Source organism: Streptomyces sp. NPDC003635 (genome assembly GCF_053587635.1).
In genome coordinates this window covers 145,052-157,446 of record NZ_JBSFOK010000018.1, presented here as the reverse complement: position 1 = coordinate 157,446, position 12,395 = coordinate 145,052, and the positions used below count along the sequence as shown (strand labels likewise).

The following is a 12,395-nucleotide window of genomic DNA, read 5'->3' as shown; positions in this document are numbered from 1 at the left end:
GTTCCGGGCGACCGGAACCACGCCGCCCGTCGTCGTGCGCGGCCAACACGCCCCGCCCGTGGTGCGCGGCCAACACGCCCCCCTTTTCCGCCACTTGACCTCAACCAAACTTGAGGTCGGAGGCTGGTCACCGTACCGATCACCGACGTACTGGAGGCCGGCCATGACCCGCCGTACCGATGTCCACCCCGACCCCACCCGCCCCGAGGTCGGGGCGCCCTTCTTCAGCACCTGGCGGGTGGGGACCCCCGAGCGCCAGGAGCGGACCGTCGAGGCCATCGCCGGCACCTGGGAGGGGCGGCCCTGGGGCAGTGCCGATCTGCTCGGCTACCACGTCTACGCCGGGCACGACGGCAGCACGCTCATGCACTACTCCCAGTGGCGCGACGAGCAGGGCTACGAGGCCTTCTTCAAGACGCGCCGGCAGGAGCGCAACGACGAGATCGACACCGCAGTGCCCGGGATCGAGCGGTTGCGCCTGGACCGGTACCGGCTCTACCGCAGCCGCCTTCGCGCCGCCGGTGACACCCGGGTGCCCGGTCTGATCGTCACCGTCCGGATCGACTTCGAGCCCGAAGCCGCCGACAAGCGGGGCGACTGGGTCGACACCGTCCTCACCGCCCTGGGCGGCCCCATAGGCGACCCCGGCCTCATCTCCGCCCACTTCCACCTCAGTACCGACGGCAGCCACGTCCTCAACTACGCCGAGTGGGAGAACGATCAGTCCTACGACGCCGCCATCGAGGCGCCCGAAACCCCCGGGTGGGCGCGGGTGCGCACGTACCCGGGCGTCAAGGGGTTCAGCGGCAGCCGCTACCGGCACGCGCTGGGGCTGGTTCCCTGAGCCCCGACTCACCGACAACTTGATCCTCCTGGACAAAAAAAGTTTTCGGTGGGATCGTGGAGTCATGTTGGACGTGACCGTGATCGAGGACCCCGAGGCCGCGGCTGTTTCGCTGGACCCCGTCCGAGCCGGGCTGCTTGCCGAGCTCGCGGCGGGGCCCGCCTCGGCCGCCATGCTGGCCGGCAAGGTCGGGCTGCCCCGGCAGAAGGTGAACTACCACCTGAAGGCGCTGGAGCGGCACGGCCTGGTCGAGCTGGCCGGGGAGCGCCGCAAGGGCAATGTCACCGAGCGGCTGATGCGCGCGACCGCCGCGTCGTACGTCATCTCGCCGCTCGCCCTGGCCGCCGTGCAGCCGGACCCGGAGCGGTTCCGGGACCAGCTGTCGGCGCGCTGGCTGCTGGCGCTCGGCGCCCGGCTGGTGCGTGACGTCGGCGCGCTGATCACCGGCGCGACGAAGGCGCGCAAGCGGCTCGCCACGTACGCGCTGGACGGTGAGGTGCGCTTCGCCTCGGCCGCCGACCGGGCCGCGTTCATCGAGGAGCTGACGGCCGGTGTCACCGGCCTGATCCGGAAGTACGACGCGCCGGACGCCGAGGGCGGCCGGGACCACCGGATCGTCGTGGCCGTCCACCCCACCCTCAAGCGGACCGAGTTGGAGTAGATCATGTCCAAGGAATTCGAGATCGTCCGGGAGTTCGAGGTCGACGCGACCCCGGCGGAGGTGTGGACCGCGGTCACGGCCGGCACCAGCGGGTATCTGTGGCCCATGGAGCCGCCGGAGCCCCGGGAGGGCGGCAAGGGGCCCTTCGGGTCCACCGTCACCGCCTGGGACCCGCCGCACCGCTACACCAACCGGGTCGAGGACGTCGAGGGCATCTCCGAGCAGACCGTCAACCAGCTCGACTACACCGTCGAGCCGCGTGACGACGGCAAGCGGGCCTGGGTGCGGTACGTGCACAGCGGGATCTTCGTCGACGACTGGGACAACCAGTACGACGGTGCCGCCAAGCACACCGACTTCTACCTGCACACCCTGCGCGAGTACCTGACCCACTTCGCGCCCCGCCAGGCCGCCTTCGCCACCTTCGACGGGCCCGAGGCGTCCAAGGCCGCCGACGCGCTGGAGGTCGTCGCGCGGGCGCTCGGGTTGGGGGAGGGGGTCACCGCCGGCGCCGAGGTGACGGTCCACGGGCCCGACACCTTCGACGCCGTCGTCGACTTCCGCAACCCCTACTTCATCGGGCTGCGCACGGACCGCGCGCTCACCCGGATCTTCGGGCGCAACCACTGGGGCTACCCCGTCGGCATCTCCCTGCACGACTTCGCGCAGGGCGCGGAGGCCGAGATCGCGGAGTGCGAGAGCGAGTGGCAGGGCTGGCTGAACGGAGTGTTCAACCAGCCCTGATCGAACCGGAGTTCCGGAGTTACGGCTTGAAGCGCAGCACCTGCGGGTCGTGGTCGCTGATCTGGTCGTTGAACTCCGCGTTGATGTGCACGCTGTCGTACTCGAGGTCACAGCCGCGCCGGATCGACGGGCTCACCAGGATCTGGTCCAGGACCTGGCTGTTGCCCTGGTAGACGTACGAGTAACGCTCGCTGCGCGGCAGCGACTTGACCGCCGACCACAGGGCGCCGTCGCTCTCCAGGATCTTGGTGGTCTCGGAGAACTCGAAGTCGTTGATGTCGCCGAGCGTGACGACGTCCGCGTTCTTCTGGGTGTCGAGGATGTCCTTGACGAAGGCGTTCACCAGGGTCGCCTGCTGGTGCCGCTGGGTCTCCGAGCTGCGCGGGACCGGCTGGTACTGCCCGGTCAGACCGTGGTCGCCGCCCTTGGAGTTGAAGTGGTTGGCGATCACGAAGACCGTGCGGCCACGGAAGACGAACTCACCCGCCAGCGGCTTGCGGCTGTTGGCGAACGCCGTGTTCGCCGGGTCGATACGGCCGGGCGAGACCGTCAGCGCGGCCTTGCCCCGCACCTCGGTGACCCCGACGGACGTCGTGGCGTCGCCGCCCGCGCGGTCCGTGAAGGAGACCCGCTCCGGGTTGAACAGGAAGGCCTGGCGGATGTTGCCGCCCGGCTCGCCGCCGTCGGTGTTGTTCGCGGGGTCGATCGAGCGCCAGTCGTAGCGGGGGCCGCCCGCCGCGACGATCGCGTCGATCAGCTTCTGCATCGTCTGGTCGGCGGCGACCGTGCCGTCGTTCTTCGCGCCGTTGTTGTCCTGGATCTCCTCCAGGGACACGATGTCGGGCGACTGAAGGTTGTTCACGATCGCGGAGGCGTGCGCCTCGAACGTGGCGTCGGACGGGTCGAGGTTCTCGACGTTGTACGTCGCGACCGCCAGCTCGCCGTTCTTCTGCTTCTCGGTGGTCTCCCGCTCGAGTCCGGCGCTCTCCAGGGTGCCGAGCCGGCTCGCGACCAGGGTGTAGCCCCCGAACTGGTTGTAGTCCAGCGGGCCCGCGGTCGTACCGGCGAGGGTGTCACCGACGTTCGCCTTCGGGAAGTCCGCGACCGCGCCGAGCGACTGGATCTGCAGCCGGCCGGTGTTCTGCGACTCGTAGGAGCCGTACACCGTGCCGCCGCGGCGGTTGCGGTGCTCCCACGGCTTCACCGTGACCCACAGCTCGGTGTACGGGTCGGTGGCGCCGACGACACGGGTGTCGGAGACCTGGACGTTCATGCCCTCCAGGGACTCGTACAGGTCCAGCGCGTACTTCGACGGCTGCAGCGTCAGGCCGTTGATCGAGTTGCCCGCGGCGCTGTCGCCCTCCGGGACGTAGGCGCTGGGCACCGACTCGGCGTCGATGACGGTCGCGGCCGGGAGGGCGTTGCCGCTGGAGACGACGGTGGTCGTCGGCTTGGTGATCTCGGTCAGCGCCTGGTTCCCGGAGGAGGTGCCGCCCGGGACGAACTCGGAGACCGTGCCCGAGACCGTGACCAGGTCGCCGACGGCCACGCCCTTGGGCGTGGAGCTGGTGAAGACGAAGACGCCCTCACTGGTGGCCGCGTCGGCGTCGGGGTTCGGATCCTGGATCCAGAAGCCGCGGGACGAGCCGTAGGTGCGCACACCGGTGACGATGCCGGTCACGTCGGTGACCTGCCGGCCGGCGTACGGGGATATGCGGGTGCTGCCCTGGATGTCATGGATGCGGACCGAGTCGGCGTGCGCCGGGGTGGTCAGGGCGATGGTGGACGCCGCGGAACAGACGGCGGCGACGGTGAGCGCGGCGAGGCGCGAGGACGACTTGCTCGGCAACGGGATCCCTCCGGGGACATGCGTGGGTGCCGGGACGAGGGTGGTGCGGTGGCGTCTTGATGACGCCGTGGTGCGGTGACGCTGAGAGTGTGGGAGCCGTGGCGGTGGGGCGCCGCGGCACTCCGGGCGCCGCGACCGGTGGGGCCGTCGTGGCACACGGAACGCGCCGCGACCGACGAGGCTGGTGCGACGCGCGTAGAGATTCGGTGAACAGGTGTCCTATGAATTTCTACGCGCGTAATCTCCTGCCTGCTCAGGCCACTTGTCAAGGTTTCGGCCATGTACACAGGCCAACGGGTAGATGAACCGGGCGGCATGGGGCCAAAGCGGTCTAGGCTGAGCGGCTGAGTGGTACGACGCGCCCTAGGAGAACCAGCCGATGTCAGACAGCTCCTCCCTGCCGCCCGTGCGGCTGCATCCCGAAGCGGAGCTGGCGCGGTACGCGCTGTCCACGCCCCTGCTCTCCCGGGCCGCCCGGCTGGCCCGCTGGGCCGGACCGGACACCCGGGTCGACGCCGGCGGCGGGCTCGCGGAGGAACAGCTTCCCGCGGCCGCCGAGCTGCTCGGTCTGACCGGCGACGAGGCCGCCGCCTGCGCGAGCGAGGCCTGGCGGGTCGCCGTCGACGCGGGGCTCGTCGAGATCGCCGACGAGGAGGAGGGCACCGTCACCGCGGGCGCGGACCTGGCCCTGCTCACCGGCGGCTCCCCGCACGATGTGCTCGCGGTGTGGCTGGCGGCCCTGGAGACGGTGCTCGCCGACGCCTCCGTACCCGACCTCGACGACCTCGTCGACGCCATGGGTGAGGGCGGCGAGATCGACCTCTCCCAGCTCGACTGGGACCCCGAGGCCGAGGCGGACTTCCTCGACGGAGTGCTGGGGAACCTGTACCTGCTGACCACCAGCGAGGACGGGCCCGGCGAGGCCCCGGTGCCGCTGCCCGCGCTCGCCGCCTCGGTGATCGTGCCCAGTGACATGGGGGAGCCGACCAACGACGTCCTGGAGCAGGTCTCCGACGCGATGATGCGGCTGGACGACCAGTTCCGGATGCTGGAGCCGGTCGGGCTCGTGGAGTACCAGCCGGTCGACGAGGCGCTGATGGCGGACGCCGCCGAGGAGCCCGCGGCACCGGTCGACGAGACCGACGTGTCCCGGTACGGCATGGTGCGGCTGACGCCGCTCGGTCTGTACGGCCTGCGGGCGCGGCTGCTGGAGGCGGGGTTCGTGGCGCCCGCCGTCGGTGAGCTCGCGGACAAGGGAGCCGACGCGTTGCTGGACGGTACGGCCTCGTATCCGCCGGGCGCCGCGCAGGCCGAGACGGAGCAGTGGCTGACGGCGCGTCAGCCCCTGCCCGCGGCACGGGAGTTGCTGGCCGCCGCCCGGGGGTCCGATGCCGGGGGGCCGCTGCGGAGGCTGCGGTGCCAGCAGGCGTTGTCACTGGTCGGGGCGGAGGCCGAGCCGGCGCTTCGGGAGGTGCTCGACGACGCCGAGCTGGGCGGGCTGGCCCGGGTGTGGCTGACCGAGCGCGGGTTGCCGGACGTGCCCGTACCGTCCGAGGCCATGGTGTTCTGGCTGACCATCGACACGCTTGCCGCCCAGCTCGCGGCCGAGGGCAACTCCGACGAGCTCCAGGCCCTTGTGGAGGGGCTGGCTCAGCAGCACAGTGGGTTCTTCGCGGCCGCTTGGCGGGTGGAGCATCCCGCCACCGCGGAGGTGTTGGAGGCGATGGGGCGGTTGCATCCGGACAAGCGGATCGCCAAGGAGGCGCGGAAGGCCGCGTTCAAGGCCCGGTCGCAGGCCTGAAAGGGTTGGGGGTGCTGTGTTCGCGCGGCTGACGGTTCGTTGCGGCTGGTCGCGCACTTCCCCGCCTTCCTCGAGGGAGTTGGAGTGCGGGTCTCCAGTTTTCTCGGGGGGTTGAGTCCCGCGGCCCGGCAGGCCCTGTCCGAGCGGGGGGAGGTCGTTTCCTTTTCCCGCGGCTCCCTGCTCGTCTCCGAGGGCGAATCCGGATCCGATGTCTTCGTCCTGCTCTCCTCCTACGTCAAAGTCATCGCCTCCCTCGCCGGTGGGGGGTGGACCCTCGTCGCCGTACGTATGTCCGGGGATCTGGTGGGGGAGCTGGCCGGGATGAGCGGGGCTCCCCGCAGTGCCTCCGTGATCGCCTGCGGAAGTGAGCCCGTCACCGCGCTTCGGCTCGGATGGGAGGACTTCGAGCGGGTCAAGGCCGAGCATCCCGAGGTGCTGCTGCGGCTGCAGGAGTCCGTCAGCCGGAAGCTGGCGGCAGCGACCCGGCGGCGCGTCGACTTCCACCGCCGTAGCCCCACTGTCCGGCTCGCCCGGGTCCTGGTGGAGATGGCCGACGACTTCGGGCAGTCGGTGCGCGGTCGTGAGGTAATCCTTCCGATGGACCTCAAGCACATGGAGTGGGGCGAGCTGATCGGGGTCTCGGAGAGCACCGCGTACCGGGCCCTGCGGGAGCTGCGTGATCTCGTGGACGCTCATCACCGGCGCCTGATCGTCACGGATCTGACGGGGCTTCGGGCGGTGGCCGAAGGGGAGTGAAGGCGGAGGCGCGAGGGGGGCGGGAAGCAGGTGGCGACCCTTCGTTCGGGTGTGATATTCACCTCCTGTCACCACCTCATGGGACTTCGTCCTCCGTCAGGAGAGGTCACACGCACTTGCAAGGCAACGCGTCCGGTTCCGGTGACGGATTCGGGTCAGATCCAGACGACGACGATGTCTTCGACGCCGTATTCGTGCGCGCCGATCTGGGCGACTACAGCAACTTCGCCGGCCCCGAGATGCGCAAGGCGCAAGCGGCGCTCTACGGGGCGTACGTGGAGGCGCTCGCACAGATGCCCGAAGTGCTGCGCGAGGAGTGGAAGGGATTCCAGAAGGACGGAGACGGCTTCCTGGTCCTGTGGCCCAGCCGGCGGATGAGCCTCGTGCTCTCCAGGTTCGTCGCGGCCTTCCAGGACACCCTGGCCAAGCAGAACGTCGGCCGGGAGCCCGGGATGCTGCTCCGGGTCCGCCTGGCGGTCGCCACCGCCCTCGCGGTGGACAGCGCGCTCGGCACCGCCGGCGAGGGGGCCGTCGAGACGAAGCGTCTGGTCGACAGCCGACAGGCCAAGTGGATCCAGCGGGAGTTCACCGAACAGCAGCTCGTCGTCATCGTCAGTCAGTACGTGTACGACCAGACCGTGGGCGGAGGGTGGGCGGCCGGAGTCGATCCGGCCAGCTTCCAGCCCGTCGAGGTGCTCGACAAGCACAAGAAGAAGCGAAACGCCTACATCACCGCCCCCGGCCGAACCGCCGAAGAGGTGCGCAGGGCGGTCAACTCCTCGCTGTTCGCCAGGTTGCGGCGCCGGGTCGGCAGAACCGTTGCACCCCGGAGCCGTCGCATCCTGCGGGCGATCAGGTGGACGCCGAGGCTGGTGCTCACCTCCCTGGTCGCCCCCGCCGTGGCGGCCATCACGGTGGCCGCGCTCGTCGGCACCCTGTCCTTCGGCCGGTCGTACGGCGATGCCGGGACCGTCGACGCCTCGGTCTGGACGGCGGAGACGGCGTCCCCCGCCCCCGACCGCCCCGGCCCCGCCACCTCGCGCTCGGAGACCGGGCGGCCCGCCCTGTCCGTGCCGCCGCCCGAGGCCGCCGAGGACGAGCGGGGGGCCGTCGGCAATGTGGGTCACGGCGGCGTCCTGGCCGCCGATGCCACGGGGGTACGGCTGGTGGACGACCGGGACGACGCCGGGCGGAGCTGGCGGTGGGGCCGGGCGGGCGGCGGAGGGCTGCGGCTGACGACGGGCGACGAACTGGCGCTCACCCTCGACCCTGCCACCGGGCGGGTGTTGCTCCGCGCGCACGCGGACGTGGCCGCCCAGGAGTGGTGGGCCGTACCCGTGCCCGGCGGCGAGGGCTCCTTCCGGCTCCACAACGGGGCACGGCCGGACGACTGCCTCACGGCGCGCGTCGAGGGTGGTGCGCCGGTGCTGGAGGCCTGCCGGCCGGGGGACCGGATGCAGGAGTGGACGGCAAGGTGACCGGCCCTCGCACGCGAGGCCACTGAGAAACCCCGCGAGCCGCTCCCGAAAACGCGCCCCTGTCCACCCCCGCACCCCGGAGCCACCCCGTCACCTGACGGGCGATACCGCCTCGGCATCGCGGGCGCCGCACCCTGGTGGCACGGGAGCCGGGCAGGGGGCGTCGATGTCGGAGTACGGGGGTGGGCGGGCGATGGAGATCGCCGTGGCCGCGGGGCTCGGGGCGCTGTCGGCCTTCCAGGGCTACGTCCAGGAGGCCGACGCGAAGATCAACAGCATGCTGGTGGTGCACACCGGAGGCGTGGTCGCCGTGGTGACCACCCTCGGCAACGGCGACCGGCACCGGCAGGGGCCGCTCACGGACGCGGCACTGGCCCTGTTCGCCGTCACCTTCGTGGTGTCCGGCTACCACCTCGCCCGGGCCATGCGGCCCCGGCTGCGCGTACCGCTGCCGCTCAGCCCGTTCGGCTTCATGGGCCTGGACATCCCGCCGGCCGCCGACCCGCGCGAGCTGTGCGCCCAACTCTGGGACATGGCACGCCTGCTGGGCGTCATCGCGCACGCCAAGAACCGCCATCTGCTGCGGGCCATGCCCTGGACGGGCGTGATGCTGTGCTGCGGGGTGGCGGTGGCGGTGCTGGGCATGTGAGGCAGCGGTCGTCGGGTGCGCCGCCGCTCCGGCCGGATGGCGGGAACCCGGTCCGGTGCGGTCGCCCGGTGTTCAACCGCCGTTCAGGCGGGGGCGGGACGGTGACGCGGAACCGAGGTCCGCCACCCTCCACGGCACACCCACCGTCACAGGAGACAGCATGTCGCTCACCCGCAGGGACTTCGCCAGAACGTCCGCGATCACCGGAGCCGGTGTGGCACTGGCGGGCAGTGTCGGCGCCCTCGCCACCGCCCCGAACGCCCTCGCCTCCACCGAGCCCGTCACCGAGGGCGCGGACGAGGCGAGCCGGCACATCGGCATCGGGTACGGGCCCCTGCTCCCCGACCCGGACGGCATCCTCGCGCTGCCCGCCGGGTTCTCGTACCGCGTCATCACCCACACCGGCAGGACGACGCTGGAGTCGGGCGAGTCCACGCCCTCCCACCACGACGGCACCGCCGCCTTCGCGGGCCCGCGCGGGACCACCCTGCTGGTCAACAACCACGAGATCGGCGGTGCCTACGCCGACGCGGACCATCCCGTCCCGCTCGCCGAGGGCCTGGTCTACGACCCGGCCGCCGCAGGCGGTTGCACGGTCGTCGAGGTGCGCCCCGGCGGCAAGGTCGCCGAGTGGGTCGGCATCGCCGGCACCTCCACCAACTGCGCCGGTGGCAGCACCCCTTGGGACACCTGGCTCACCTGCGAGGAGACCGAGGACAAGGCCGGCGCCCGGGGCATGACCAAGGACCACGGCTACGTCTTCGAGGTCGACCCGATCGACCGGCGCGCCAACAGGGACCCCAAGCCGATCAAGGCCCTCGGCCGCTACGCCCACGAGGCCGTCGTCATCGACCCCAAGCGCGGCCACGCCTATCTGACCGAGGACGCCTCCAACCCCAACGGCCTGCTGTACCGCTGGACGCCGCCCGCGGGTTACGAGCACGGCCGCGGCAGGTTCCGCACCCTCGCCGACGACGCGGGCAGGCTCCAGGCCTTCAAGTGCTTCGACTCCGGCGGCCAGTTCGTCGACGACCTCTCGCGCGCCACCAGGATCGGCACGGTGTACGGCGTGGACTGGATCGACGTCCCGGACCGTGACGCGAGGACCACGTCCGTGCGCAAGCAGTTCACCACCGGCCGGATCACCCGCTGCCGCAAGCTGGAGGGCATGTGGTGGGGCGACGGCGGCGCGTACATCGTCTCCTCCTACGCCCGCGCCGAGAGCCCCGGCCGGCCGCACGACGGCCAGGTGTGGTTCTACGACCCCAAGCGCCGCACCCTGACCCTGAAGGTCCTCCTCGGCGTGAACGCCGACCCGTCCCAGGACGGCGCCCTGGACGGTCCCGACAACATCACCGTCTCCCCGTACGGCGGCCTGATCATCGCCGAGGACGGCGAGGGCGTCCAGCACCTCTTCGGCGCCACCGACCGCGGCCGCACCTACCCGATCGCCCGCAACGAGCTGAACATCGGCACCGAGGAGGAGCCCGAGTACAGCGAGTTCACCGGCGTCACCTTCTCGCCCAAGGGCCGCACCCTGTACGCCAACATCCAGGACCCGGGCATCATGCTCGCCATCACGGGGCCGTGGAAGCGTCAGGGGCGGTAATTCCCGGAATTAATTGGCTCGCCCCACCGAAGCTGCGCCTCCTACAGTGAGATCACGACGTCACGCACCTCCCGGTGCGATGGCAGCGGCTACTTCTCTGTCAAAGAATCCCATGCCGCCGCCGACTTGATCTCGGGAGGCGCAGCTCATGGTGGGTGCCCGGTGCGCAGGCAACGGTTACTTCATGGGATCGGAGTGTTGCGGGTTCGAGTCCCGTCATCGACTTCGGGTCGATGTAGCTCAATCGGATAGAGCATCTGACTGTTCCGTCGCCGACTCCTGATCTCGGGCATCCACCATTCGCTGTGCCTTCCTCCGGAACAACAATCATGAATTCGGGGGGAATTCAGCATGTCCCGCTTCAACATCCGGACCGCGAAGGCCCAGCCGACCTCGCGGGTGACCTCCACGGGCCGCGTGCTGCGGACCTACGAGGGCGGCCGCGGCCGTGAGCGCGACCCGCGCTCCGAGCTCTTCCTGCTCGCGGTCTCCAACTTCGTCTCGCAGAAGACCTTCTACGAGTCCGGCGCGGACCGCGACGACCGGTTCCAGACCCTGGTCCGGGAGCTGGCCGTCACCGACCCGGCGTGGACGGCGGGCCTGCTCGGCTGGCTGCGCGGCGAGGGCAACCTCCGCACCGCCGCCGTCGTGGGCGCCGCCGAGTACGTGAAGGCACGCCTCGAGGCCGGCGCGACCGAGGGACCGTCGAACCGGCAGGTCGTCGACTCGGTGCTGCAGCGGCCGGACGAGCCCGGCGAGCTGCTCGCGTACTGGACGGCACGGTACGGCCGTAACGTCCCCAAGCCCGTGAAGCGGGGCATCGCCGACGCCGTACGACGTCTGTACAGCGGCAAGTCGCTGCTGAAGTACGACACCGCGTCCAAGGGCTACCGCTTCGGTGACATCCTCAACCTCGTGCACGCGGCGCCGGACCCGGCGAAGGCGTGGCAGGGCGAGCTGTTCCAGTACGCCCTGGACCGTCGGCACAACCCGGACACCGCGGTGCCTCCCGCGTCCAACAGGACGCTGGTCGCCCACCGCGAGCTGATGGCGCTGCCCGTGGCGGACCGGCGCGCGGTCCTGACCTCGGACGGCGGTGCCGAGCGGCTCGCGGCGGCCGGGATGACGTGGGAAGCGCTGGCCGGCTGGCTCCAGGGCCCGATGGACAAGGCGGCCTGGGAGGCCGTCATCCAGTCGATGGGCCCGATGGCGCTCGTGCGGAACCTGCGCAACTTCGACGAGGCCGGTGTCTCGGACGAGGTGGCGGCCCAGGTCGCCGCCCGGATCAGCGACCCGGCGGAGGTCGCACGGTCGCGGCAGTTCCCCTTCCGCTACCTCGCCGCGTACCGGCACGCGCCGTCGCTGCGTTGGTCGTACCCGCTGGAGCAGGCGCTCGGCCACTCGCTGGCCCAGGTGCCCGCGCTGGCCGGGCGGACCCTGGTGCTCGTCGACCGCTCGGGCTCGATGTTCTACTCGCGGCTCTCGGACCGCTCGGAGCTCAACCGGGCCGACGCGGCGGCGATCTTCGGCACGGCGCTCGCGCTGCGGGCGGCGGACGCGGATCTCGTCGAGTTCGGCACGACGAGCAACCGGGTGAAGTACCGCAAGGGCGAGTCGGTGCTGAGGATCCTGGAGCGCTTCGGGGACCTGGGCGGCACCGACACCACGGGCGCGGTGCGCCGGCACTACCGCAAGCACGACCGGGTGCTGATCGTCACGGACGAGCAGTACGCGCACAACCGCCACGGCGGCCCGACCGAGCAGGTCCCGGCGCACATCCCGGTGTACACCTGGAACCTCGCCGGCTACCGCGCGGGCCACGGCCCGTCGGGCGAGGGAAACCGGCACACCTTCGGCGGCCTCTCGGACGCCGGTTTCCGGATGGTGCCGCTGCTGGAGGCCGCCCGGGACGCGGACTGGCCCTGGGCTGTCTGAGGCCCGAGCCGCATGAGCGTGGCCCGCACTTCACGGGGGTGCGGGCCACTTCGCCGCCGGGCGCCCCCG

At 71.2% G+C, this 12,395-nt stretch carries 10 protein-coding genes; 9 read left to right on the top strand and 1 reads right to left on the bottom strand.

Annotated features, from left to right (window positions below):
• The first annotated feature begins 163 nt into the window (after positions 1–163).
• From ACWDRW_RS19300 to ACWDRW_RS19290, 3 genes are all read left to right on the top strand, one after another.
• Positions 164–844, top strand: a complete 681-nt coding sequence (locus ACWDRW_RS19300; protein WP_451724661.1) for an antibiotic biosynthesis monooxygenase — start codon at positions 164–166, stop codon at positions 842–844.
• A gap of 64 nt (positions 845–908) precedes the next feature.
• Positions 909–1,505 (top strand): ArsR/SmtB family transcription factor, encoded by a 597-nt coding sequence (locus ACWDRW_RS19295; RefSeq protein WP_451724660.1) that lies wholly within the window; start codon positions 909–911, stop codon positions 1,503–1,505.
• Positions 1,506–1,508: 3 nt separating this feature from the next.
• Positions 1,509–2,249 carry an SRPBCC family protein gene (locus tag ACWDRW_RS19290; RefSeq protein ID WP_451724659.1) on the top strand — a complete coding sequence of 247 codons (741 nt, stop codon included), beginning with the start codon at positions 1,509–1,511 and terminating at the stop codon, positions 2,247–2,249.
• A gap of 19 nt (positions 2,250–2,268) precedes the next feature.
• Here ACWDRW_RS19290 and ACWDRW_RS19285 read toward each other — a convergent pair whose 3' ends face one another.
• Positions 2,269–4,098: an endonuclease/exonuclease/phosphatase family protein gene (locus ACWDRW_RS19285; protein WP_451724657.1), complete on the bottom strand. Its 1,830-nt coding sequence runs from the start codon at positions 4,096–4,098 to the stop codon at positions 2,269–2,271.
• A 379-nt stretch (positions 4,099–4,477) separates the two neighbouring features.
• On the opposite strand from ACWDRW_RS19285, the gene ACWDRW_RS19280 reads away from it, so the two are divergent.
• From ACWDRW_RS19280 to ACWDRW_RS19255, 6 genes are all read left to right on the top strand, one after another.
• The gene (locus tag ACWDRW_RS19280; protein WP_451724655.1) at positions 4,478–5,899 is read left to right on the top strand and encodes a hypothetical protein; all 1,422 of its coding nucleotides are present in this window, start codon (positions 4,478–4,480) and stop codon (positions 5,897–5,899) included.
• A 111-nt stretch (positions 5,900–6,010) separates the two neighbouring features.
• Positions 6,011–6,655, top strand: coding sequence for a Crp/Fnr family transcriptional regulator (locus ACWDRW_RS19275; protein ID WP_451724653.1), 645 nt, complete (start codon positions 6,011–6,013; stop codon positions 6,653–6,655).
• Between the two features lie 194 nt (positions 6,656–6,849).
• Positions 6,850–8,133, top strand: coding sequence for a hypothetical protein (locus ACWDRW_RS19270; protein ID WP_451724652.1), 1,284 nt, complete (start codon positions 6,850–6,852; stop codon positions 8,131–8,133).
• 166 nt (positions 8,134–8,299) lie between these two features.
• A complete protein-coding gene (locus ACWDRW_RS19265) occupies positions 8,300–8,782 on the top strand; it encodes a hypothetical protein (protein WP_451724651.1) in 483 nt (160 codons plus the stop codon).
• Positions 8,783–8,942: 160 nt separating this feature from the next.
• Positions 8,943–10,391: an alkaline phosphatase PhoX gene (locus ACWDRW_RS19260; RefSeq protein WP_451724650.1), complete on the top strand. Its 1,449-nt coding sequence runs from the start codon at positions 8,943–8,945 to the stop codon at positions 10,389–10,391.
• 351 nt (positions 10,392–10,742) lie between these two features.
• On the top strand, positions 10,743–12,326 hold the full coding sequence (locus tag ACWDRW_RS19255) for a TROVE domain-containing protein (RefSeq protein WP_451724649.1): 1,584 nt from the start codon (positions 10,743–10,745) through the stop codon (positions 12,324–12,326).
• Positions 12,327–12,395 lie beyond the last annotated feature (69 nt).

Coding starts and splice junctions, on each gene's coding strand:
- ACWDRW_RS19260 (WP_451724650.1), top strand. CDS start 8,943: ATGTCGCTCACCCGCAGGGACTTCGCCAGAACGTCCGCGATCACCGGA.
- ACWDRW_RS19280 (WP_451724655.1), top strand. CDS start 4,478: ATGTCAGACAGCTCCTCCCTGCCGCCCGTGCGGCTGCATCCCGAAGCG.
- ACWDRW_RS19255 (WP_451724649.1), top strand. CDS start 10,743: ATGTCCCGCTTCAACATCCGGACCGCGAAGGCCCAGCCGACCTCGCGG.
- ACWDRW_RS19290 (WP_451724659.1), top strand. CDS start 1,509: ATGTCCAAGGAATTCGAGATCGTCCGGGAGTTCGAGGTCGACGCGACC.
- ACWDRW_RS19295 (WP_451724660.1), top strand. CDS start 909: ATGTTGGACGTGACCGTGATCGAGGACCCCGAGGCCGCGGCTGTTTCG.
- ACWDRW_RS19300 (WP_451724661.1), top strand. CDS start 164: ATGACCCGCCGTACCGATGTCCACCCCGACCCCACCCGCCCCGAGGTC.
- ACWDRW_RS19265 (WP_451724651.1), top strand. CDS start 8,300: ATGTCGGAGTACGGGGGTGGGCGGGCGATGGAGATCGCCGTGGCCGCG.